General features: G+C 61.0%; 19 protein-coding genes. 6 read left to right on the top strand and 13 right to left on the bottom strand.

Annotation, left to right across the window (positions count from 1 at the left end):
- Positions 1-221 precede the first annotated feature (221 nt).
- Complete coding sequence (locus ASF70_RS19070; protein WP_062581988.1) at positions 222-818, top strand: cupin domain-containing protein; 597 nt, start codon at positions 222-224, stop codon at positions 816-818.
- A gap of 196 nt (positions 819-1,014) precedes the next feature.
- Positions 1,015-2,451, top strand: coding sequence for an NAD-dependent succinate-semialdehyde dehydrogenase (locus ASF70_RS19065; protein WP_062581986.1), 1,437 nt, complete (start codon positions 1,015-1,017; stop codon positions 2,449-2,451).
- 105 nt (positions 2,452-2,556) lie between these two features.
- Here ASF70_RS19065 and ASF70_RS19060 read toward each other — a convergent pair whose 3' ends face one another.
- Positions 2,557-3,021 carry a hypothetical protein gene (locus ASF70_RS19060; RefSeq protein WP_062581984.1) on the bottom strand — a complete coding sequence of 155 codons (465 nt, stop codon included), beginning with the start codon at positions 3,019-3,021 and terminating at the stop codon, positions 2,557-2,559.
- A gap of 341 nt (positions 3,022-3,362) precedes the next feature.
- On the bottom strand, positions 3,363-3,734 hold the full coding sequence (locus ASF70_RS19055) for a VOC family protein (RefSeq protein ID WP_062581983.1): 372 nt from the start codon (positions 3,732-3,734) through the stop codon (positions 3,363-3,365).
- A gap of 72 nt (positions 3,735-3,806) precedes the next feature.
- On the opposite strand from ASF70_RS19055, the gene ASF70_RS19050 reads away from it, so the two are divergent.
- Entirely contained in the window at positions 3,807-4,253 is a 447-nt protein-coding gene (locus ASF70_RS19050; RefSeq protein WP_156461884.1) for a MarR family transcriptional regulator, read from the top strand.
- A gap of 63 nt (positions 4,254-4,316) precedes the next feature.
- Here ASF70_RS19050 and ASF70_RS19045 read toward each other — a convergent pair whose 3' ends face one another.
- Positions 4,317-5,213: an AraC family transcriptional regulator gene (locus ASF70_RS19045; protein WP_244474086.1), complete on the bottom strand. Its 897-nt coding sequence runs from the start codon at positions 5,211-5,213 to the stop codon at positions 4,317-4,319.
- Positions 5,214-5,400: 187 nt separating this feature from the next.
- Between ASF70_RS19045 and ASF70_RS19040 the strand changes: the two genes are divergently transcribed.
- Positions 5,401-6,135: an SDR family oxidoreductase gene (locus ASF70_RS19040; RefSeq protein ID WP_062583069.1), complete on the top strand. Its 735-nt coding sequence runs from the start codon at positions 5,401-5,403 to the stop codon at positions 6,133-6,135.
- A 69-nt stretch (positions 6,136-6,204) separates the two neighbouring features.
- Here the strand turns inward: ASF70_RS19040 and ASF70_RS19035 are convergent, their stop codons facing one another.
- The gene (locus ASF70_RS19035; RefSeq protein ID WP_062581980.1) at positions 6,205-8,226 is read right to left on the bottom strand and encodes a DEAD/DEAH box helicase; all 2,022 of its coding nucleotides are present in this window, start codon (positions 8,224-8,226) and stop codon (positions 6,205-6,207) included.
- Positions 8,227-8,665: 439 nt separating this feature from the next.
- Here ASF70_RS19035 and ASF70_RS19030 point away from each other — a divergent pair, with 439 nt between their 5' ends.
- Positions 8,666-9,247: a DUF1349 domain-containing protein gene (locus tag ASF70_RS19030; protein WP_082471981.1), complete on the top strand. Its 582-nt coding sequence runs from the start codon at positions 8,666-8,668 to the stop codon at positions 9,245-9,247.
- Between the two features lie 12 nt (positions 9,248-9,259).
- Here ASF70_RS19030 and ASF70_RS24685 read toward each other — a convergent pair whose 3' ends face one another.
- From ASF70_RS24685 to ASF70_RS18985, 9 genes are all read right to left on the bottom strand, one after another.
- Positions 9,260-9,736 carry a hypothetical protein gene (locus ASF70_RS24685; protein ID WP_244474085.1) on the bottom strand — a complete coding sequence of 159 codons (477 nt, stop codon included), beginning with the start codon at positions 9,734-9,736 and terminating at the stop codon, positions 9,260-9,262.
- 226 nt (positions 9,737-9,962) lie between these two features.
- A complete protein-coding gene (locus ASF70_RS19020) occupies positions 9,963-10,982 on the bottom strand; it encodes a sulfate/molybdate ABC transporter ATP-binding protein (RefSeq protein WP_062581978.1) in 1,020 nt (339 codons plus the stop codon).
- Complete coding sequence (cysW, locus tag ASF70_RS19015; protein WP_062581977.1) at positions 10,979-11,857, bottom strand: sulfate ABC transporter permease subunit CysW; 879 nt, start codon at positions 11,855-11,857, stop codon at positions 10,979-10,981. The genes ASF70_RS19020 and cysW overlap by 4 nt, the downstream gene beginning before the upstream one ends.
- A gap of 4 nt (positions 11,858-11,861) precedes the next feature.
- Positions 11,862-12,686: a sulfate ABC transporter permease subunit CysT gene (gene cysT, locus ASF70_RS19010; RefSeq protein ID WP_062581975.1), complete on the bottom strand. Its 825-nt coding sequence runs from the start codon at positions 12,684-12,686 to the stop codon at positions 11,862-11,864.
- A gap of 259 nt (positions 12,687-12,945) precedes the next feature.
- Entirely contained in the window at positions 12,946-13,929 is a 984-nt protein-coding gene (cysP, locus tag ASF70_RS19005; protein WP_062581974.1) for a thiosulfate ABC transporter substrate-binding protein CysP, read from the bottom strand.
- 556 nt (positions 13,930-14,485) lie between these two features.
- Positions 14,486-15,571, bottom strand: a complete 1,086-nt coding sequence (locus ASF70_RS19000; RefSeq protein ID WP_156461883.1) for an enoyl-CoA hydratase/isomerase family protein — start codon at positions 15,569-15,571, stop codon at positions 14,486-14,488.
- 178 nt (positions 15,572-15,749) lie between these two features.
- Positions 15,750-18,929 carry an efflux RND transporter permease subunit gene (locus ASF70_RS18995; protein ID WP_062581972.1) on the bottom strand — a complete coding sequence of 1,060 codons (3,180 nt, stop codon included), beginning with the start codon at positions 18,927-18,929 and terminating at the stop codon, positions 15,750-15,752.
- Between the two features lie 25 nt (positions 18,930-18,954).
- Entirely contained in the window at positions 18,955-20,124 is a 1,170-nt protein-coding gene (locus ASF70_RS18990) for an efflux RND transporter periplasmic adaptor subunit (RefSeq protein WP_062581970.1), read from the bottom strand.
- 49 nt (positions 20,125-20,173) lie between these two features.
- Positions 20,174-20,776 (bottom strand): TetR family transcriptional regulator, encoded by a 603-nt coding sequence (locus ASF70_RS18985; RefSeq protein WP_062581968.1) that lies wholly within the window; start codon positions 20,774-20,776, stop codon positions 20,174-20,176.
- Between the two features lie 167 nt (positions 20,777-20,943).
- Between ASF70_RS18985 and ASF70_RS18980 the strand changes: the two genes are divergently transcribed.
- Positions 20,944-22,902 (top strand): PAS domain-containing sensor histidine kinase, encoded by a 1,959-nt coding sequence (locus ASF70_RS18980; protein ID WP_244474084.1) that lies wholly within the window; start codon positions 20,944-20,946, stop codon positions 22,900-22,902.
- Positions 22,903-22,975 lie beyond the last annotated feature (73 nt).

Here is a 22,975-nt window from a genome sequence, read left to right as displayed (position 1 = left end):
CTTCTCATTTGCGGCAACTCAGCGTCCTCAAAACTCGTATGTCGTAGTCGGACAGTTATTGGAGTGGAGGGTAGACCATTAGGAGACTTCGTTGATGTCACGTCCCCTCCCCCCTCACCCCCCACGCCGCTTTTCGTCATTGGCCATCTCCCACCCTTCGGTGTATCACAAGTCCCTGCCGCCGCTTGGGGCGTGGCGATGCATGAAGGCGCGCGCGAAGAATGCACGGAACGGAAAAATCGGAAACCGATCACCCGCACAGCGAACCCGAAGCGGCGTTCGATGTCGGCGATCGGCTCCGGCTGGTGCGCCAGGCGCACGGGCTGTCGCAGCGGGCCCTGGCGGTGAAGGCCGGTGTCACCCATTCGCTGGTCTCGCTGATTGAAAAGAACAAGGTCAGCCCCTCGGTCGCCTCGCTGAAGAAGATCCTGGAAGCGATCAACTATCCGATGACCGATTTCTTCGCCCTGACGCTGCCGCCCGTCGACCAGATCTTTTACCGTGCCGACGAACTGACGCCCTTGTCGACAGGCGCGCTGACGCTGTTGCAGGTGGGCGATGCCAAATCCCACAGCGTGCAGGTGTTTCACGAATTCTACGAGCCCGGCGCCGATACCGGCGAAACCATGCTCAGCCACGAGGCGGAGGAAGGCGGCGTCGTTGTTGCCGGCGAACTGGAAGTCACCGTCGGCACCCAGACCCGTATCCTGAAGCGCGGCGATGCCTATCTGTTCGACAGCCGCCTGCCGCATCGCTACCGAAATGTCGGACCTGAGCGCTGCGAGGTGGTCAGCGCCGTCACGCCTCCCTATCTATAGAGCACGCGGGGGCACGGCAGCTGAAAACGCTGCCCGGTTTAATCGATATAAGTATGACTTATTCGATGCCCGCCGTTGATTGTCTCCCGTCTTTGTCTTAACTCAGGCACCGGAACATTTGACACCTCTGCCGGCGGCCGGACGAACCTCCTCGGCCCCTGCCCTTGCGCGAATTTCACGAACGAAAGTGGACCCTATGCAGACCTATCCCGACGTAAAGCTCTTCATCAACGGCGAATGGCGCGATGCGATCGCCGGCGAGACGATCGAAGTCACCGATCCCGCGACCGACGAAGTGATCGGCAAGATTGCCCATGCCCGTAAGGCGGATCTCGATCTGGCGCTTGAAGCGGCCGACAAGGGTTTCAAGATCTGGCGCGACACCTCGCCCTTCGACCGTTCCAAGATGATGCGCAAGGCAGCCGACCTGCTGCGTGAGCGCGCCGATAGCATTGCCTTCATGATGACCCGCGAACAGGGCAAGCCGCTTGCCCAGTCGAAGATGGAAATCATGGGCGCCGCCGATACGATCGACTGGTTTGCCGAAGAAGCCCGCCGCACCTATGGCCAGATCATTCCGGCCCGTTTCTCCGGCGTCAACCAGATGACGATCAAGCTGCCGGTTGGCCCGGTTGCGGCGTTCACACCGTGGAACTTCCCGATCAACCAGATCGTCCGCAAGCTGTCCGCAGCGGTTGCCACCGGTTGCTCCATCATCGTCAAGGCACCTGAGGAAACTCCGGCATCGCCGGCCGAACTGATCCGCGCCTTTGCAGATGCCGGCGTGCCTGCAGGCGTCATCGGCCTCGTCTACGGCATTCCCTCGGAAGTTTCGGAATACCTCATTCCGCATCCGGTCATCCGCAAGATCTCGTTCACCGGCTCGACGCCGATCGGCAAGCATCTCGCAGCGCTCGCCGGCAAGCACATGAAGCGCGCCACGATGGAACTCGGCGGCCACGCACCGGTCCTGATCTTCAATGACGCCGATCTCGACAAGGCGATCGAAGTGACGGCCATGTCGAAATTCCGCAACGCCGGCCAGGTCTGCGTCGCGCCGACCCGCTTCCTCATCCAGGACGGCGTCGCCGACAAGTTCCTCGAAGGCTTCGTCAAGGCTGCCGAAGCCCTCAAGGTCGGCAACGGCATGGACGCCGGCACCACAATGGGCCCGCTTGCCAACGAACGCCGCATCCCGGCCATGGAAGCACTGATCCAGGACGCCGTCTCGTCCGGCGCCGAACTGAAGACCGGCGGCAAGCGCATCGGCAACAAGGGCAACTTCTTCGAACCGACGGTTCTCGCCAACGTGCCGACGTCCGCCAAGATCATGAACGACGAGCCTTTCGGCCCGATCGCCATCGTCAACCGCTTCTCGACCTATGAAGAGGCCATCACCGAGGCAAACCGCCTGCCCTTCGGCCTCGCATCCTACGCCTTCACCGGCTCGGTCAAGACCGCCCACGCGCTCGGCCGTGAAGTGGAAGCCGGCATGCTGACCATCAACCACAACGGCCTCGCCCTCCCCGAAGTCCCCTTCGGCGGCGTCAAGGATTCCGGCTACGGCACCGAAGGCGGCTCCGAAGCGGTCGCGGCCTATCTGGAAACGAAGTATGTCAGCCAGATGAACTGATCGGCTGATTGATGAAATGCGGAACGGCCGGAGTGGAAGCTCCGGCCGTTTTTTTGTTTTGGGGCGATAGTATCGGTTCAGGCAGGCGTATTGGGCTGAGGTTTTTTAAGCCCGGGCGTCGTCGCTGGAAGTCTCGTCCTGATACTGCTGCATAGTCTCCATGGCTTTCTCGAGCATACCGCGCGTAACCTCGTCATGGCGCGATATCGCCCCCTCGATGCCGGCGCCAACCTTTTCCGTGAAATCAACGCGTTCGCCATCATCGGAAGCCTGCAACGCGCCGGCAGTACCCCCACCCACCGGAATTTTCATCGTCATCGCCATAAAGGGCAGGCCTTCATCAAGCGACATGTTGCCGCTGCGGATCTGCTCATTGCTCCACTCCTGCATTTCCTGGCGGGTCATGCTGGTAAAGTCGGTCTGCTCGGCACCCTCTGCCTCCGACTGGGACGTACCCGCTGTGGCAGTGTTCAGCGCGGCCGAAAACGATGCCGAGGTGTCGTCGGAAGCCGCAGATATCTGCGTGCTCTGGCTCGCGTAGAGGCGACTTGTTGATTGTTCGATTTTCATTGTAGCAATACCTTAAGTATAGAAATGGTACTGCACTATCGAATGCAGAGCTTGCGCCAAGCATTTCGGCCTCTTGGCCTTGGAAATAGACATAAATCGACAATATTTTCGAATATTTCATAATAATGATATGAAAATTAGAAGAGTTGCTCTGAACTTAGCTCAACGTGTTCATATTGCTTCCGTTCCTTCTGGCGGAAAACACAAAATGGCAGGTGTCGGGATTTTCGGGCGCTGTTTTAGAGCGAAGTGCTTTCATCGAACGCACTTCGCTCTAGTCTTATGACGCTAAAGCATTTGATCCGCCTCAGGCTGCCGTCACCTGAAGCCAAATGCTCTGATCACAGCGTTGAGACGTTATGCGCCGTTATCGTATATCCAAATGGATCAACGAATGCGAAGTAGCGCCCGAACGGCCCGTCTTTGGGCGGGAATACTATCGGCACATCCCTCTCGGAAAGATGCGCGTGCAATTCGTCAGCGTCATCACAACCAAACCAGATTGCAACGCCCGTTCCGAGCTTTACCTTCTCATCAAAGTCCTCGATCGGCGTGCGAACGGCGAATGGAATAGGGTGCGTTTCGAAAACAACCGCGCCGGGAGGTGCTTTTGCCGAGGGCGTAAGCCCGACGACATCCCGATAGAAGGTGAGTGCGGCGTCCAGATCCTTCGTCTGGATGCCGATGAAATCCGGTCCAATTAATCGAGCCATAGGCTGCCTATCCTTTTCAATGAGACCCGGTATTATCAGGGTACTGACATCTGATAGTATAAGGGCCCTGATATGTCCACTCTCATGGATCCACCGGTCGATGACACATACCGCTCGCTCGGATACGCGCTGAAGCGAGCGCAGCAAGCGCTGCGGGGCCATCTCGACAACAAGCTGAGAGATATCGGACTGACGACCCCACAATATTCGGTACTGGCGGGATTGGAGTTCAGCGCGGGCTTATCAAGTGCGGACTTGGCCCGGCGCGCCTTCGTGACACCGCAGACGATGCAGTCCATCATAGCCACACTCGAACGGGACGGCCTGATCAAGCGCATCGCTCATCCGGTACGCGGCCGGGTTCTCACAACCGAGCTTACACCGGAGGGCCGGACCGCATTGTGTGCGGCCCATAAAATCGCCGCCGACGCCGAGACCATTGCCCGAAATGCCGTAGCACCAGACAACCCGGAGATCATATACGCGGCCCTGCTCCGTATAGCAGAGGCAATGCGTTAAACTCCTTGGTCGAACCTAACGCCCGACCAAAGGCCCAGCCGCTCACCACCCCAACTGCACCACCTAGCCCATCAACTCACCATACCCCGGCGGCCCCACCGGCGAGGTCGCCCGCAAATTCCTGATATCGCGGGCGGGTGGCGATCCGAACATTCTTGCGTATTCACGGGTGAACTGGGACAGGCTTTCATAGCCGACGGCGAGTGCGACGGCTGCCACATCTCCCGGCCTTGCAAACAGCATCCCGCGCGCCTCGTAGAGCCTGATCCGCTTTTGATACTGGATCGGCGACAGGCCTGTGCTCGTCTTGAAGCGCCGCTGGAAGGCGGACGGGCTCATGTTTGAAGCGGAGGCAAGCTCGTCCACGTGGAAGGTGGTGGCATAGTCCTTGCGCAGCCGGACCAGCGCGTTCCTGATCTGCGAGAACCGATCGTCGATGCTGGCGACTTGCCGCAGCACGGCGCCTTGCGGGCCGCGCAGCAATCGGAACAGGATTTCCCGTTCCAGCAAGGGTGCCATCACCGCAATCTCATCCGGCTGCTCCATCAGGCGCAGCATCCTCAGCCAGGCGTCGATCAGTCTGTCGCTTGCGTGACTGACGCAAAAACTGGGCGTGTCGGACGACACAGCCGGGCCGGGATCGTCCAGCAGCAAATCGGCGATCATCGCGCGATCGAAGGTGAGCCTGACCGCGAGATAGGGGCCCTTCGCACTCGCATGAACGATCTCGCCGATGACAGGCAGCGCCACCGACGCTATGAACGTTTGCCCGGCTGTGTAATTCATCACCTGGCTCCCGATCAGCAGGCGCTTCTCGCCTTGCAGGATCAGGCTAACCAGCGGCTGATAGATTTCGGGAAACAGCTCGGTCGGTTCGGTTACCTTGAGGATGTCGACGCGGGGAATGCCCGTGGTCGTGAGCACGCCTGCAGCGCGTTTTTCCACAAACTCCTTCAACATCCTGATGGCAGCGCTCATGAGCAGAGATGTGGCACGGCTTTCCCTCCAGAGCAACGCATAAGCAGGAATGTGCAAATTTCAGATCGGATCGGACACGCGCCGGGATCGCCTTCTGTCTACGGATACTCACCCGCGCAGCCTTGTTGCGATGCTGCGCGGGACACCATTTTATGAAGGAACATTCCAGATGGAAATCAAAGACGCGGTTGTGATTGTCACCGGCGCTTCCTCGGGTATCGGCGAAGCAACGGCGCGCGCTGCGGCCTTGTCCGGCGCGCGGGTCGTTTTGCTGGCCCGCAGGAAAGATCGCATCGAAGCGCTGGCACGGGAGATTGGCAATGAGGCGCTCGCGGTGGTTTGTGATGTCACGCACCCGGAGCAGGTTAAACAAGCCGTCCAGGCCGCCGCTCAGAAATACGGTCGCATCGATGTTCTGGTCAACAACGCCGGACAGGGCCTGCATGCCACGATCGAAGAGATCGGCATTGAGGATTTCAAAGATGTGCTAGATCTCAACTGCGTAGCGCCGTTGGTCATGATGCAGGCGGTCATTCCCCATATGCGCAGCCAAGGTGCCGGCAGCATCGTCAATGTCAGCTCAGGCGCAACGCTTGCCACCTATCCGGGCTCGGCTGCCTATACCAGCTCCAAGGCAGCGCTGAACATGCTTTCAAGTGTCGCTCGCCTGGAGCTTGCCGATGCCGGCATTGCCGTCTCGATCATGCATCCGTTCATCACCGCGACCGAGTTTTACGGCGCTGTCAGGTCTGGGCTGGAATCGGCAAAGACACAGGAGATCCAAACCGCATCCTTCGCACACCCGCCCGAACGTGTGGCAGACATGATCCTTGAACTTGTGCGGAGTGGCAATGCGCAGGCCGACCTCGTCCCGAAGGACTATGGCGGCAGCTTCGAGGGCTAGGGGATGTAACCTGCCCGCCCGATCTGCCAATAAACAAACGGGGGACGAAACCTCGCCCCCCGCTATCAACTACTTGCGCTTGTCGAACCCGCCCTTGGGGGCCGGCTTCTTGAACGGCTTGTCGCCACCAGCCTTGTTGAACGGCTTGTCGCCAGGCTTCTTGGCGAAATTGGACTTCGGCTTTTCGCCCCAGACTTCGTCGTCGACGCGGCGGTCGACATTGGCGCCGGCGGGCTTGGCTTTCCAGTCCTTGCGCGGCGCGTCACCGTAAGGCTTGGCACCGGCCGGCTTGTCCTTGTTGAAAGGCTTGTCGCCGTAGGGCTTGTCTTTGTTGAACGGCTTGTCGCTGCGCGGGCCGTCCTTGCTGAACGGCTTGTTGTCCTTGTAGGGCTTGTCGAGACGCGGGCCTTCGCGCTTGACGAAGCCTTCGTCATCGCCGCGCGAGAACTTGCTGAAATCCGGAACGCCTTCGAGACGCGTCACGCGCACGCCGCGTTCCATCATCCCGTCCTTGCCGAGCTTGGCCATGAACTTGTCGGCATGGGCGGCGGCAATTTCCACGAAAGTCTCGTCGGCCTGCATCTTGATCGCGCCGATCTCGTGCTTGGTGAGATCACCGGCGCGGCAGATGGTGGGGATCAGCCAGCGCGGTTCGGCGCGCTGCTTGCGACCGACCGACAGCGAGAACCACACGGCAGCGCCGAAATCGCCACGCGGCGTCAGCGGCCGCGGTGCGGAATCGTTGCCGCCTTCGCGGGGCTTGCGGGTCTCGAGCGACACTTCGGTAATGTCTTCCGGCGCCGAATTCTTGCCGCGATAGAGGCTGACGAAGGCGGACGCCAGCTTCGTCGCGTCAAAACGCGCCACCAGCTTGTCGATCAGGCCCTGTTCTTCCTCGTCCTTGGCGATCTCTTCAAAGATCGGATCGGCAAACAGACGTTCCTCGTCGCGCGCGGTCACCTCTTCGGCCGATGGCGGGCGGGCCCAGGTGGGCTCGACCTGCGCGCCGGCGAGAAGACGCTCGGCCTTGCGGCGCTGGCTGACCGGAACGATCAGGGCGCTGACGCCCTTGCGCCCCGCACGGCCGGTGCGGCCCGAACGGTGCAGCAGCGTTTCCGAATTGGTCGGCAGATCCGCATGGATGACGAGTTCGAGGCCTGGCAGGTCGATACCGCGGGCAGCGACGTCGGTTGCGATGCAGACGCGGGCGCGGCCATCACGCATGGCCTGCAGCGCATGGGTGCGCTCGGTCTGCGTCAGCTCGCCCGAAAGGGCCACAACGGAGAAATTGCGATTGGCAAGACGGGCATGCAGATGGTTGACGGCAGCACGCGTCGAGCAGAACACGATTGCGTTCGGCGCCTCGTAAAAGCGCAGCGCATTGACGATCGCATGCTCGCGGTCCGCCGGGGTCACGACCAGCGCGCGATATTCGATATCCACATGCTGCTTCTGTTCGGACGCGGTGGCGATGCGCACGGCATTGCGCTGGTAGCTCTTGGCAAGCTTGGCAATGGCCGACGGAACGGTTGCCGAAAACATCAGCGTGCGGCGTTCGGCAGGGGCTGCCTCAAGAATGTATTCGAGATCTTCGCGGAAACCGAGATCGAGCATCTCGTCGGCTTCGTCGAGCACGGCCACGCGGATTTCCGTCATGTCGAGCGCGTTGCGGCGGATATGGTCGCAGATACGGCCGGGCGTACCGACAACGATATGGGCGCCACGTTCCAGCGAACGACGCTCGGCGCGAATATCCATGCCGCCGACGCAGGAGGTGATCACGGCGTCCGCTTCGGCGTAGAGCCAGTCAAGTTCGCGCTTCACCTGCATGGCAAGCTCGCGGGTCGGCGCAATGACCAGTGCGAGAGGTGCCGCAGCCCGGCCGAATTTCTCGCCATCGTCGAGCAACGTGCGCGCCATGGCCATGCCGAAGGCAACCGTCTTGCCGGAGCCGGTCTGGGCGGAAACGAGCGCATCGGCGGTTTCAAGCGCGGGATCAAGCATGGCCAGCTGGACGGGGGTTAGCGTCTCATAGCCGCGCTTTTGCAAAGCCTTCGCGATCGCCGGGGCGGCGCCGTTGATATCGGTCATCAAATCTGTCTTTCGGATATGTCGGGCTCAAAGGCCCCATGGCTGCAACGATCGCAGCCGAACGTTTGCGCCGTCCCTATAGGCTTCGGCGCGAAAAGTCAAAGGATGGGTGGCCGCGGGGTTACGGTTGGTCGCGAGTAGATCTGTCCCTCACCCCGACCGATGCCCGGGCGCGGAGCTGAGTTTGGCCCGAATGAGAGAGGAATGCCCTATCGTTTTATGCCCCGTCACGACCACTCCTGCGCCGCGCAGGAGCTCTGCTGCTGGCCGAAGGAAGAGTAATCGTCGTACGCTATCATTCCACATTCTCCTCGCAGCTCTTGGCACGACGCAGAAATTCTCTGTCAGTCCTTTTTTGTTGGCAGTTCATGCGCTCTCGCAATAATCTCTCGACGAAATATGCGGCAAAGAAGTCCGCCGGTTGTCATAGGAGCCACTATTGCAGAGCCTTAAGAATGGACAGTGGATCAATCAGCCCGCAAATTCAGAAGCTTCGGATCTCGCACTCTCTGTCACGACTGACGCCAGCACGGATTTCTGGCGAGAGACACATTATGGCTTTGTCCGCGACAACGGCCACTTCTACGCATTCCAGACCGACGGCGACTTCACCGCCCAGGTTCGGGTCCATGCCCATTTTGAGCATCTTTACGACCAGGCTGGCCTCATGGTCAGGCTTGACGAAAGACGGTGGGTCAAGACCGGGATCGAGTTCTCGGACGGCTATGGCTTGCTCGGCAGTGTGCTGACGAATGACGCCTCCGACTGGGCCACGGGACGATACGACGGCGACCCATCAGATTTTTGGATAAGAGTGACCGTCGACAGCGGCGTTCTCAGAATACAGGCGTCAGCCGATGGCAAGACTTGGCCACTCGTCCGCCTTTGTCCATTCCCAAAAGCGGATCATTACTTCGTTGGCCCGATGTGCTGTACTCCCGAAAGAGCCGGCCTGGAGGTAAGTTTCAGTGAGTGGCAGATCGGGCAGGCCTTGGGCAAAAACCTCCACGACCTGTCATAGCCGCCAGAGCGCTTAAATTTCCGTGCCGAGAGCAACATACTTATCGAGATGCCTGAGCCATTTGCGCTCGATGGCCGCCTCGATGTCGATTTCGTTTGCGCGAAGATACAAAACGAACTGCCCGAACAAGTCGGCCGCTTCGTTTTCCAGGGCTTCGCGCGTACCGCCTGAACCATCGGCATTTGGCTTCGCCCGACCGGCCATCAGGAGATGCTCAGCGGTCAGTTCGCCAAGTTCCTCGGTAAGCTTAAGAAGATACCAGTCGGCGCTCCGTTCAATGGCATGCACCCTGGCATAGAGGTCGCCGACTTGACCAATCCGGTCACTCAGCTCCTTGAAGGTCGCACTCATTCTGTCCTCGGCAATCGTAGAAAGACGCAGTTTGGCGACGCTAACACCGATTTGCGACAGGAGCGCTGCGATGACGGCAAATGGCGGATTAGAGAAGTCGCCAATCTCAACGTTTGAAAACTGACGCTTCACGTTCACTGACGACGGTCATGCGTCCGGCAGATGATGATGCCTCGTGATCATCCGCAATGACCGCGTCTTGCGATGGCAGACGTCTGACCTCCCTCATTCCTGCGCTCCTCACAGGAACCTAGCAGCGTCGCGTCTGCGGCGCGAAAGGGTCTTTTCACGCGAAGGACTTCGCGTGACTGGATTCCTGTGACGAGCACAGGAATGAGGGGTGTGGGTGGGGTAACGCTCCCCCCTAAACCGCAAACACCTTCCCCCGCCGCAGCGTCACAAACCCGCCCTCACCGGCTGAAACGTGGCGTTCCGGCTCCACGTCGAATTCCAGCTGTTCGCCGGTTTCCGTCACCGCCAGCACGCGGCGGCTGTCGGGGCGGTCGAGGACGCGGGAGATCGTTGCGGCGATGCCGGGTGCCTGCGCCGACCAATCGAGATCGGCGGGGCGGGCGTAGAGCTCGGCCTTGCCATCTGGTAATCCCGATGCATCGACCGATAAGCTGCCGGCATGGGCGCGGCCGTCGCGGACCTGGGCTGAGAGCACGTTGGCATCGCCCAGGAACTTCATCACGAAGGCCGATTGTGGATCGCGGCAGACTTGCTGCGGCGTGCCTTGCTGAACGATCTGCCCGTCCTTCAGGATCACCACCCGGTCGGCGAGATCGAGCGCCTCTTCCTGATCGTGGGTGACGAAGATCGTGGTGATGCCGAGTTCGGAATGGATCTCGCGCAGCCAGCGGCGCAGGTCGTGCCGGACATTCGCATCGAGCGCACCGAACGGTTCGTCGAGCAGCAGCACCTTCGGATCGACCGAGAGCGCCCGTGCGAGCGCCACGCGCTGCCGCTGACCGCCGGAGATCTGGGCCGGAAAACGGTCGCCGAGACCGTCGAGCCGCACCAGCCGCAGCAGGTCCGTGACGCGGGCATCGATCGCCGCCTTGTCGCGCTTCACCTTGGAAACCTTCATGCCGAAGGCGATGTTCTGCGCCACCGTCATATGCGGGAACAGCGCGTAATGCTGGAACACGAAGCCGACGCCGCGGTCGCGCACCGGAATGTCGGTCGCATCCTGATCGCCGAAATAGATGGCGCCGCCATCGGCATATTCGAGCCCCGCCACCATGCGCAGGATGGTCGTCTTGCCAGAGCCGGAGGGGCCGAGCAGCGCCACCAGTTCGCCGCTTTCGATATCGAGCGACACGCCCTTTACGGCACGGAAGGTGTCGAAGGTTTTGACGACGTTTTCGAGACGGATCTTCATGCTGTTTTCTCTGCCGGACTGGCGGTTTTGCGGACGCGGCCCGCACCCTGGCGCTCGAGCGCGACCTTGGCGATGATGGTAAGGACGGCGATCAACGCCAGGATGGAAGCCGACGCGAAGGCGCCCGCCGCCTGATAGTCGTGATAGAGCAGCTCGATATGCAAAGGCAGCGTATTGGTCTGGCCGCGGATATTGCCCGACACGACGGAGACGGCGCCGAACTCGCCCATCACGCGTGCATTGCAGAGGATGACGCCGTAGAGCAGCGCCCATTTGACGTTCGGCAGCGTCACCGAGAAGAAGGTGCGGAAACCGGATGCACCAAGCGAGGTCGAGGCCTCCTCGAGGTCACGGCCCTGCGCCTGCATCAGCGGGATCAGTTCGCGGGCAACAAAGGGTGCCGTCACGAACATCGAGGCGATGATGATGCCCGGCACCGCAAACAGGATCTTGATCCCGTAGGCATCGAGAACCGGCCCGAACAGGCCCTGCAGGCCATAGACGAACAGATAGGCGACGCCGGCAACGATCGGCGAGACCGAAAACGGGATCTCGATCACCACCAGCAGAAACCGACGCCCCCAGAAATCGAACTTGGTGATCGCCCAGGCGGCCGCGATGCCGAAGGCGGTGTTGACGGGAACCGCGATCAGCGCCGCCACCACGGTGAGCATGATCGCGTGGCGGGTATCCGGATGGAGGATCGTATCGCGATAGATCGCCCAGCCCTTCGAGAATGCCTCGACACCGATGATGATCAGCGGCGCGACGATGACGAAGCCGACGAGCACCACCACGATGCCGATCAGCGTGCGGCGGAACACCGTGTTGTCGCCGACCCGCGGCGGCTTGCGATGGGATGAAACAGCACTCATGGTCTTATCCCTTCACCGTGTAACGCAGCGCCCGCGACTGCAGCCAGTTGGTAACGGCCAGCATCGTAAACGCCGCAAGCAGCAGCACGGAGGCGATGGCGGCGGCGGCCTGGTAATCGTATTCTTCGAGCCGGATGAAGATCAGCAGTGCTGTGATTTCCGTCGACATCGGCTGGTTGCCGGCGATGAAGATGATCGCCCCGAATTCGCCAAGGCTGCGGGCAAACGACAGGGAAAGGCCGGCCAGCAGTGCCGGCGTCAGAAGCGGCAGGATGACCTTTGTAAAAATCGTCCAGTCGGAACCGCCGAGCGATTGCGCCGCTTCTTCGAGCGCCGGATCAAGATCCTCCAGCACCGGCTGCACCGTGCGCACGATAAACGGCAGCGAAGTGAAACACATGGCGATCATGATGCCGAGCGGCGTATAGGCAACCTTGATGCCGTAGCCTTCCAGCACCGAACCGAACCAGCCGTTGTTGGCAAACAGCGCCGTCAGCGCAATGCCGGCAACCGCCGTCGGCAGCGCGAACGGCAGGTCGACCATGGCATCGATGATGCGGCGGCCGGGAAACCGGTAGCGGGTAATGACCCAGGCAAGTGACAGCCCGAAAAACAGGTTGAACACGGTGGCACCAAGCGCCGACAGCACGGTCACCCGGTAACTGGCAAGCGCCCGCGACGAGGAGACGATCCGCCAATAGTCTTCAGGCCCCAGGCTCGCGGCCTTGATGACAAGCGCCGCCAGCGGCAGCACGACGATCAGGCCGACATAAAACAGGGTCACGCCCAGCGATAGCGGCAAGCCAGGCAGGACATTGCGTCGTCTCAAATGATCAGTTCCTCGTTTTCAACTGCAACAAAGTCTTCAACAGCAAGAACCGGCGGACGAATATCCACCGGTCTGGTTTCGCAGTTCTTTAGCGTCCCCCATTCTTGTGGCGGTCACACAGGACCCGACGCGTGCCGGGAAGGGTTTTTTCAGCCTAACGACTTAGGCTGGCTGGATTCCTGTGACAAGCACAGGAATGAGGGTGAGTGGGTAGCAATCCTTGAGAAACAACTCACCTCAGCCAAGCAACAAAACCCAATCAGCGGCTGCCGTAAAGCTTGTCGAGCGTGCCGCCGGAGGCGAAGTGTTCGGATTGGATCTTGGACCAGCCACCGAACACGTCGTCGACCTTGACGAGGCGGATTTCGGGGAACTGGCTTTTGAACTCGGCCGAGACCTTTTCGTTATGGACGCGGTGGCCGAATTCGGCGGCGATCTTCTGGCCTTCCTCGGTGTAGAGGAATTCCAGATAGGTCTTTGCCAGCGCTTCCGTCCCATGCTTCTTGGCGACCTTGTCGACGACCGCGACCGGGAATTCCGCAAGCAGCGAGACCGACGGAATGACGTTTTCGACCTTGTCCTTGCCGAACTGCTTCTCGATGCCGCGGGTTTCGGCCTCGAAGGTAATCAGCACGTCGCCCTGGCCGCGTTCGACGAAGGTAGTCGTCGCGGCGCGGCCACCGGTATCAAACACCGGAACGTTGTCGAAGATCTTCGTGATATAGGCCTCGATCTTCTCTTGGTCGTCCTTGAACTCTTCCTTCGCCCAGGCCGTTGCCGCGAGATAGGTGTAGCGTGCGTTGCCGGATGTTTTCGGGTTCGGGAAGATCGCGTGGACATCGTCGCGGGCGAGATCGCCCCAGTCCTTGATGTTTTTCGGATTGCCGGCGCGCACGAGGAAGGCTGGGAAGGAATAGAAGGGCGAGGCGTTGTTCGGGAACGCCTTGTTCCAGTCCGCGGCAACAAAACCCTGCTTTGCCAGGAAATCGACGTCGGTCGACTGGTTGAAGGTGACGACGTCAGCCTCGAGCCCCTCGACGATCGAGCGTGCCTGCTTGGACGTACCCGCATGCGACTGATCGATCGTGACGCCCGGATGCGCCTTCACGAAGGCCTCGTTCTCGGCCACGAACAGCTCGCGGGCGACGTCATAGGAAGCGTTGAGCAGTTTCTGCTCCTGCGCAAACGCCGGCTGCACGAAGAGGGCGGCAAGTGCCGTGCCGAGGATAAGAAGGCGGTTCATCAGTGTCTCCGGAATGGGAAGTTGAGGCGACACTACCGGGAGTATCGGTAGACCGCGAGGAACCGCCCTCTCCTGCAGGTGATACACGGAGAAATTTCATCCATTTATCGCAGCATTCGGCGATGGTTTTGCCGGAAGGCGCCAAAGCGCAGTGGATCGCCCCGATCCGGGGGCAAAGAGGATACGGCTGTTTTGGGCCGTGAGGACGAAACGGGCAGCATGTTTTTGTTAAGCCCCTGAAAGACAAGCGAAGAAAAATTCGTCGTAGCCTTTTTCATCCTCACGCCTGAAAGCCACGCGATAATGGCGTCGTCATCGGATGGGAAACCGTTTTCGCGAACCGGTCCCCGACGGTTCAGCGCTTCTGAGGACGAAGCTCGGTTTCCGGTGATGGTCGAACGACATGCGGTCTCTCGGGAACTGACATCTCCCGAAAATATCGCAGGAAACTCGATCGGGGCAGGCAGATCATCATCTCCCTCATACCCACGATACCGCTGCCTGCCCCACTCCCGTTTCAACCATGCCGGTTTCGCCGGTGTGGGCGGTTTTGCTGCTACAACCGATGATCGGCAAACAGGACCGGGTGATCGGCTGCAAGATAAGGAGCAAGATCGGCTTCCGTCACCTCGGCAAGGCTTGCCGGTTGCCAGCGCGGATTGCGGTCCTTGTCGATCACGGCGGCCCGTACGCCCTCGTAGAAATCATGGTGTTTCAGCAGTTCGCAAGCGGCGGTAAATTCCCGCTCCAGGCATTCGACGAGGCTTGAACTGTCACGGCCGAGCCGCAACAGTTTCAGCGTCAGCTTGAGGCTGGTCGGCGAGCGTTTCGACAGAGTCTCGAGGGTTCGGGCGGCGAATTCTCCCGTCTCGCGGCTGAGCGCCGCAAGGATCTCCTCGACCGTATCATGCGCAAAGGTTCGGTCGATTACGTCACGGTTCTGCGCAAGCCTGCCACCTTCGGCGGACACGGTGAAACCATCGATCACGGCTTGGATTGCCTCAGCCTCTGAGCCTCCGGGAAGCTGTCCAATTGCGGCGACGAGATCATCCAACTTCTCTGATGGCACGAACGAATCCGCCAACCCGGCATGGATCGCATCGGCACCGTCAACCACGTCACCGGTCAGCCCCATCCAGGTTCCCGCCTCGCCGGGCGCCCGGGGCAAAAGCCACGTCGCGCCCACATCTGGCACATAGCCGATCCCGGTTTCAGGCATGGCGAGTTTCGTGCGCTCGGTAACGATGCGGTGGCTCCCATGCGCCGAAATGCCGACACCGCCGCCCATCACAATCCCGTCCATCAGCGCCACATAGGGTTTCTCATAGCGCGAGATGCGGTAATTGAACGGCATCTCCTCCCGCCAGAACCGCGTCACCTCAGGGTCGGACGCCCGCCCTGCCTGATGAATGGCCCGGATATCGCCACCAGCACACAGGCCACGCTCGCCCTCGCCCCTGATGATGACGCAGGAGATCTCAGGGTCAGCGGCGCAGCGGTCGAGTATCTCATCGAGCGCCCGCACCATGGACAGATTGAGGCTGTTCAGCGCCTTCGGCCGGTTGAGCGAGACCACCGCAGCAGACCCGCGGCGACTGAACAGCACCTCGGCTTCAGTTGCAGGTTGCACTGGATTGGCCATTGTGTCCTCCATCCTCTACCCCACCCACCCTCATTCCTGTGCTTGTCACAGGAATCCAGCCGACACGCATCTGCGTGGCGAAAGAGGGTTTGCAGCCCCAAGGACTTGGGGCAGCTGGATCCCTGTGACAAGCACAGGGATGAGGGAGATTATGGCGCTTTCCCACCGGGAAAGCCCCTCACTCCGCCGCCATCGGCATATCATGCTTGTCCTCGAACAGCTCGCCCTGGTTGGCGGGCGTCTCGGACTTGTCGTCTTTCTTCGCCTTCGGCTCGCGGCCGAAGAAGAGGGAGTAGCCGGCAGGCAGCACGATGATGGTGAGGACGGTAGCGACGAGGATGCCGCCCATCATGGCATAGGCGAGCGGTCCCCAGAACAGGCCGCGCGAGATCGGGATCAGTGCCAGCACCGCCGTGAGCGCGGTCAGCATGATCGGCCGGAAACGCCTGACGGCGGCACCTACGATCGCTTCCTGGCGATGCATGCCCGCCGCGATATCCTGGTCGATCTGGTCGATCAGGATGATCGAGTTGCGAATGATGATGCCGAGCAGCGCGATGACGCCGAGGATGGCGACGAAGCCGAACGGTGCACCGGTGATCAGAAGCGCCATTGCAGCGCCGATGATGCCGAGCGGACCGGTCGACAGAACCAGCATCGCCTTGCCGAAATGCTTGAGCTGCATCATCAGGAGCAGCATGATGACAAGCAGCATGATCGGGGCCTTTGCCGCGATCGAGGCCTGGCTTTCGGCCGCATCTTCGGCGCCGCCCTGGATGTCCACGGAATAGCCGGCCGGCAGGGCCGCCCGCAGGTCGGCCATCGAGTTATAGAGGTTTACCGAGGCCTGCGTCGGCTCGACGCCGTCAGGCAGGGTCGCCTTGACGGTAATCGTCGGCAGACGGTCGCGACGCCACTCGATACCCTGTTCGAGGACAGGCTCGACACGCGCCACCTGCGAAGCCGGCACGAAGGTGCCGAGATCGGTCGGAATATAGACCGACTGGACGGCGGCCAGCAGGTTGCGGGTGGCATCCGGCTCGCGCACCACGATCGAAACGGTCTCCTCGCCATCGCGGAAATCGCTGATCGGAGCGCCCGACGTTGCCGCCTGCAGCATCTGCCGAACCCGCTGCGACGAGACGCCGAGCGCACGCGCGCGGTCCTGATCGATGACGAGCTTCATGCCCGCGACCGGCTCCATCCAGTCGTCGTGAATGGCGCCGAAGTCTGGCTGCTGTTCGTACCGTGCCTTGACCTGGTCGGCGATGCGGCGGACTTCCGCCTTGTCGGGACCGACGACGCGCATCTGCACGGCCCAGCCGGTGGGAGGGCCGAGGAAGAGACGGTCGACCTTGCCGCGCACCGTCGGGAATTCTTCGGCAAGGATCTTTCGCAGCTTGACGATCATCCGCTCGCGTTCTTCGAGACCGTTCGACATGATCAGGAGCTGGGCGTAGTTCGGGTTGCGCAACTGCTGGTCGAGCGGCAGGAAGAACCGGGGCGCACCCTCGCCGATATAGGTGGCGACAAAGCTCTTGTCGGGGTCGTCGAGGATCCGGTCTTCGAGCGCCTTGGCCTGACGTTCCACTTCCTTGATCGCGGTGCCCTCCGGCAGCCACATGTCGACCAGAATTTCTGGTCGCGACGACTGCGGGAAGAAGCTCTGCGGAATGAACTGAAACGACCAGAGGCTGGCTGCAAACGCGCCGAGCGTGGCGATGAGCACGATCGCCTTGTGGCGCACGGACCAGCCAACTGCATGGCGCACGCTACGATACATACGGGTGTCATAGGCATCGTGATGATCGCCGCTGCCCGCATGACTGCGCTGCTTGAGGATCATGTAGCCGAGCCATGGGGTGAAATAGACGGCCACGAACCAGGATACGACGAGCGCGATGCCGACGACGTAGAACAGCGACCGTACGTATTCGCCGGCGGTCGAATCCGCGAAGCCGACGGGGATAAAGCCGGCGGTGGTGATCAGCGTCCCGGTCAGCATCGGGAAGGCGGTGGAGGAATAGGCAAAGCTTGCCGCATCGAGCCGCTCGAACCCCTCCTCCAGCTTTCTTTCCATCAACTCGACGACGATCATCGCATCGTCGACGAGCAGTCCAAGCGCGATGATCAGCGCGCCGAGCGAGATACGCTGCAGCTCGATGCCGAGATAGAACATGATGGCAAGCGTTGCCGAGAGAACCAGCGGAATGGCGATCGCAATCACGATGCCCGAGCGCCAGCCGATCGAGATCAGCGACACGACCAGCACGATGACCAGCGCTTCGAGAAGCGCCTGCGTGAACTCGCCGACGGCTTCGGTGACGACCTCAGGCTGGTTGGAGATCTGCTCTACCTGGACGCCGACCGGCAGCGTCTCCTCGAAGCGCTTGTAGGTTTCCTCCACCGCATGACCGACGTCGGTCACCTTGTAACCGTTCGCCATCACCACGCCGAGCTGCACGCTGTCATGGCCGTTGAAGCGGAACTTGCGCTGATACGGGTCCTCGAGACCTTCCTTCACCGTGGCGATATCGCCAAGACGGAAGACCTGGTCGCCGGCGCGCAGCCGCAGCGCCTTGATATCATCTGGCGTGGTCACGCCACCCTCGACCGAGATCCGCACGGAGCGATCGGCGGTTTCCACCGAGCCGGACGCATCGACATCGTTCTGGCCGGCCAGCGCGGTGCTGATGTCATTGACGGTGAGGCCGCGCTCGGCAAGCGCCTGCGACGACACGTCGATGAAGATCTTCTGCGGCTGGTCGCCGAGGATCGTTGCCTTTTCGACGCCCGGCGTGGCCAGCAGCATGTCGCGGGCCTGGATGGCGTATTGCTTCAGCTCCGGATAGCTGTAGCCCTCGCCGGTAATGGCGTTGAGAGTGATATAGGTATCGCCGAACTCGTCGTTGAAATAGGGCCCGTAGATACCGGACGGGAGATCCTGGCGAATGTCGCCGATCTTCTTGCGCACCTGGTAGAAGGCATCTGCAACGTCCTGCGCATTCGTGTCGCCCTTCACCTGGATCGTGGTGATCGAGATGCCGGCGCGGGTGTAGGATTTGACCCAGTCGAGATGCGGGGTTTCCTGCAGCTTGCGCTCGATCTTGTTGACCACCTGGTTCTGCATGTCCTCGATCGAGGCACCCGGCCACTGGGCCTGCACGACCATGACGCGGAAGGTAAAGTCCGGATCTTCCTTCTGGCCCATGTTCATGATGCCAAGCGCACCCATGACGATGATGAGACCGAACAGAAAACGCGCGATGCTGGGATGGCCGATGGCCCATCGGGACAGGTTGAAACTGCCCTTTTCCTTCTGCTTTTCCAGCGGATTGGCCTGATGATCGGAACTCATGATCTTGATCCTCTAACCGGAAATATCAGGGCTGGACGGAAGCGGTGGACTGGCTCGACACCGAGCCGAAGCGTGTCGCGACCGTTTCCGGCAGCTTCACCTTCATATCGTCCTTCATGAACTGGGTGCCGGCCGAGACGATGAGATCGCCTTCGGCAAGGCCTTCCGAGATGCGCACGCCGTCATCGGAAAAATCCGCCACCTTGACCGGACGCGACGCGACAATTCCCTTGCCGCGATCGACCACCCAGACGATCGGCTGGTCACCCTTCTTGGAAAGCGCTGCAAGCGGAATGGCAAAGGCCTTGACCGCGTTTCCGGCGACAGCCTCGATCGATGCGGTCATGCCGAGCAGGATCTTCGGGTCGGCCGGAAGGCTCACCCGCACCGCGAACGTGCGTGACTGGGCATCGGCGCTCTGCGCGACTTCACGCACCTTGCCGTCGATCACGAGATCGGCAGACGACCAGATCCGCGCCTTGACCCCGTCGCCCGGCTTGAAATGCGAGACATCCATTTCCGGAACCGCGATCTGGACTTCCTTCTCGCCATCGACGGCGACCGTGACGACGGAGGTGCCGGTGCTCACCACCTGGCCGCGATCGGCGCTGACGGCCGTGACGATACCGTCGCGGTCGGATTTGAGTTCGGAATAGGCAACCTGATTGCGGGCCTTTTCGAGCGCAGACTGCGCTGAATCCCGTTGTGCCAGGGCCTGCTCGCTGCTGAGCTGCGCCTGTTCCAGCTGCGATTTCGACGTGACGTCCTTGGCCGCCAGCGTTTCCGCGCGGCGAAGCGCCAGACCGGAGATCTCGACCTGCTTGGTGGCCGATGCGAGATCGGCTTCGGCGCTGCCGAGATCAAGCTTGTAATCGGTGGAATCGATCCGAGCGAGCACTTCGCCCGGCGTGACGCGGTCGCCTACATCCACAAGCCGCTCGGTGATCTTGCCCGCGACCCTGAAGCCGAGATTCATTTCGGTGCGGGCACGCACGGAACCGGAATAGACGAGCTTGCGGCCCTCATCTGGCGCACCGATCTGCGTCACCTTGACCGGCCGCACGATCTCCGGCGCCTCGGCCTTTTTCTCTTCGGAACATGCCGCGAGCGAAAGAAGCGCCGCAGCGACTGCAACGCCTTTCAAGGCGGAAGGAAAATGACGGGCTGCGACGAAAGACTTTCCTCGGAAAGACATGATCCCACTCCATAAGGCGGGTTACGGTGAGCGCGACAAGCGCAGGTTCTTATTTCAGCGCCCTGAGGGCGAAATCGACGACATCGGCCGGCGTGGCGCGCCGGGTTTCAAACAGACATTCGGCAATGATCTGCGGGTGACACAGCGTAACCGTGCAATCACAGAGGCATTCTGCGGCAAGCTCAGCGTCCTGTGCGCGGAACTCTCCCATTGCAATCCCCTCCTCGACGAGACCTGCGACGATCGCTCGAAGCTGCATGATATGGTCTTCGATCACCGACCACTGTTCCTCGATCGCCACGACAACCATCTCGTGGACCTTGTTTTCGTGCAGCAGCGTCTCGACCGTGATGCGGTGCTGCTGCAGAAAATGGTCACGCAGTCGCTCGGTGGCACTGACAGCGCGCTTTGCATTCTCCCAGGCAACGGCTCGGCTCGCCTCGAGCATGCGGTTGGCAAGCGCCTTGTGGATCTCGGATTTCGACCCGAAGAACCGGTAGATATTGGCCGGCGACATGCCGAGATCCTTGGCGATGTCGGCCACTGTCGTCTTGGCGTAACCGTAATGCTTGAACAGTCGCTCGGCGGCTTCGAGGATGCGGACCACGTTTTCCTGGCGTGTATCCTCGGGAGTGCTGACGGGAACGTCCATAACGGAATGGCTTTCAATTAACGACTGACGAATTTCATTTTTCGTCACTATTCATCTTTAACCTCATTGTGTCAAGGCACTCGTATTTTTCTGCAATGCAAGGCATGGTGGACCCACTGGCGCCTCGAGACGTAAGCTCGGGATACATCGCATATTGAGTTTGGGCGGTGGGAAAGTTGAAGACCGTGCAGGAAGGCCATCAGGTATCCCCGTTTAACGAGGAGCGGTATCGGCTTCTGATTGATTCCATCACGGATTACGCGATCTACATGCTGGATCCGAAAGGCCACATCGCCAGCTGGAATCCGGGCGCCCGGCGCTTCAAGGGGTTCGAGGAATCCGAAATCCTCGGCCAGCATTTCTCCAGATTCTATACGGAGGAAGATCGGCTCGACCATCTGCCGGAACGCGCACTGAGGATTGCCGCGGCGGAAGGCCGGTTCGAGAACGAAGGCTGGAGGGTTCGCAAGGACGGCAGCCGTTTCTGGGCGCATGTCATCATCGATCCTATCCGCGACGGCGATGGCCAGCTCCTCGGCTTTGCCAAGGTCACCCGCGATCTCACCGAGCGCAGGAATGCCGAAGCAGACCTGAAACGCAGCGAGCGGCAGTTCGAGGTCCTGGTGCAAGGGGTCAGCGACTACGCGCTCTACATGCTCGATGGCAAGGGCAATGTCAGCAACTGGAACCACGGTGCCGAACGCATCAAGGGCTACAGCGCCGAGGAGATCGTCGGCGAGCATTTTTCGACCTTCTACACGGTGGACGACCGCGCCGCCGGCGAACCGACAAAAAATCTTGCAACGGCTCTGCGGGACGGCCGCTTCGAGGGCGAGGGTTGGCGCCACCGCAAGGACGGCACCCGTTTCTGGGCGCATGTGATCATTGACGCGATCCGCGACGAGACCGGAGAGCTGAAAGGGTTCGCCAAGATCACCCGCGACATCACGGAAAAGATCGAGGCGCAGAAGGCGCTGACCGTCGCCCGTGAGGATCTGTTTCAGGCGCAGAAACTGGAAGCGATCGGCCAACTGACTGGCGGCATCGCCCATGACTTCAACAACCTGCTGATGGCGGTGCTGGGAAGCCTTGAAATCCTCAAGAAGAGATTGCCGGACGACCCGTCGCTAATGCCGCTTCTGCAAAACGCCATTCAGGGCGCCGAGCGCGGTGCAGCGCTGACACAGCGCATGCTGGCCTTTTCGAGGCGGCAGGAACTCCACATGGCCCCGATCGGCGTTGCCGGTCTGATCGATGGCATGATGAATTTCTTCGAGCGTTCGCTGAGATCTGACCTCACAATCAGAACCGACATTCCCGACAGCCTGCCCCCGGTTCTAAGCGACGCTGTGCAGCTCGAGAGCGCGCTTCTGAACCTCGTCGTCAATGCCCGTGACGCGATGACAACAGGCGGAACCGTGACGATCACCGCCATTGATGTGCACTTCGCGCAAGGCGACGACAGGCTCCAGCCGGGTCACTACGTCAAGATCAGCGTTTCCGATACGGGCGAAGGCATGGATCCGGAAACGCTTGCCCGCGCTACCACACCGTTCTTCACCACCAAGGGCGTCGGCAAGGGAACGGGTCTCGGCCTGCCCATGGTGCAGGGCCTGACCGAGCAGTCGGGCGGCCGGCTTTCGATCGACAGCGAAGAGGGCAAGGGAACCACGGTTTCCCTGTTTCTGCCCGTTGCCCGTCTTGAAGACTGCCCGGAGGAAAAGAAGCCCGCGTCGGATCTCCCTGCGGCGCGACCGAAGGAGAGGCTGACGGTGCTGGCCGTCGACGACGACGCGCTGGTGCTGATGAACACATCCCTGATGCTGGAGGATCTCGGCCACACGGTGATCGAAGCCCATAACGGCCGCGAAGCGCTGGCTGCGCTAGCCCGCACGGATACGATCGATCTCGTCGTCACGGACCATTCCATGCCGGGAATGACCGGAAGCGAACTCGCGTCGGAGATCAACCGCCAGTGGCCGGGCCTGCCGGTGGTGCTGGCCACCGGCTATGCCGAACTGCCGCCCGGCGAGGACGACCGCCTGCAACTGCCGCGATTGCCGAAGCCGTTCTCCCAGAACCAGCTGGCGGACGTGATCGCCACCATGCTCGGAAGCGCGAGCTGAACCAACGGCTGTGCGCCGCGTTGTATCTCCTGATGATCCGCAGGTGCCGCGCGAGGGTCGTTTCGCCCTCATC

Origin of the sequence: Rhizobium sp. Leaf321 (genome assembly GCF_001423215.1) — a bacterium.
Classification (GTDB): Bacteria; Pseudomonadota; Alphaproteobacteria; order Rhizobiales; family Rhizobiaceae; genus Neorhizobium; species Neorhizobium soli.
The sequence above is the reverse complement of the archived record's forward strand: the minus strand, read 5'-3'. Positions and strand labels throughout refer to the sequence as shown.

What these genes read in the sequence shown, in the direction of transcription:
- ASF70_RS18995 (WP_062581972.1), bottom strand. Translation starts at nt 18,929, where the DNA reads ATGAGTTCCGATCATCAGGCCAATCCGCTGGAAAAGCAGAAGGAAAAG.
- ASF70_RS19065 (WP_062581986.1), top strand. Translation starts at nt 1,015, where the DNA reads ATGCAGACCTATCCCGACGTAAAGCTCTTCATCAACGGCGAATGGCGC.
- ASF70_RS19070 (WP_062581988.1), top strand. Translation starts at nt 222, where the DNA reads ATGCACGGAACGGAAAAATCGGAAACCGATCACCCGCACAGCGAACCC.
- cysP (WP_062581974.1), bottom strand. Translation starts at nt 13,929, where the DNA reads ATGAACCGCCTTCTTATCCTCGGCACGGCACTTGCCGCCCTCTTCGTG.
- ASF70_RS18985 (WP_062581968.1), bottom strand. Translation starts at nt 20,776, where the DNA reads ATGGACGTTCCCGTCAGCACTCCCGAGGATACACGCCAGGAAAACGTG.
- ASF70_RS19040 (WP_062583069.1), top strand. Translation starts at nt 5,401, where the DNA reads ATGGAAATCAAAGACGCGGTTGTGATTGTCACCGGCGCTTCCTCGGGT.
- ASF70_RS19035 (WP_062581980.1), bottom strand. Translation starts at nt 8,226, where the DNA reads ATGACCGATATCAACGGCGCCGCCCCGGCGATCGCGAAGGCTTTGCAA.
- ASF70_RS19045 (WP_244474086.1), bottom strand. Translation starts at nt 5,213, where the DNA reads ATGTTGAAGGAGTTTGTGGAAAAACGCGCTGCAGGCGTGCTCACGACC.
- ASF70_RS19050 (WP_156461884.1), top strand. Translation starts at nt 3,807, where the DNA reads ATGTCCACTCTCATGGATCCACCGGTCGATGACACATACCGCTCGCTC.
- ASF70_RS19055 (WP_062581983.1), bottom strand. Translation starts at nt 3,734, where the DNA reads ATGGCTCGATTAATTGGACCGGATTTCATCGGCATCCAGACGAAGGAT.
- ASF70_RS19020 (WP_062581978.1), bottom strand. Translation starts at nt 10,982, where the DNA reads ATGAAGATCCGTCTCGAAAACGTCGTCAAAACCTTCGACACCTTCCGT.
- ASF70_RS19000 (WP_156461883.1), bottom strand. Translation starts at nt 15,571, where the DNA reads ATGGCCAATCCAGTGCAACCTGCAACTGAAGCCGAGGTGCTGTTCAGT.
- cysW (WP_062581977.1), bottom strand. Translation starts at nt 11,857, where the DNA reads ATGAGTGCTGTTTCATCCCATCGCAAGCCGCCGCGGGTCGGCGACAAC.
- ASF70_RS18990 (WP_062581970.1), bottom strand. Translation starts at nt 20,124, where the DNA reads ATGTCTTTCCGAGGAAAGTCTTTCGTCGCAGCCCGTCATTTTCCTTCC.
- ASF70_RS19060 (WP_062581984.1), bottom strand. Translation starts at nt 3,021, where the DNA reads ATGAAAATCGAACAATCAACAAGTCGCCTCTACGCGAGCCAGAGCACG.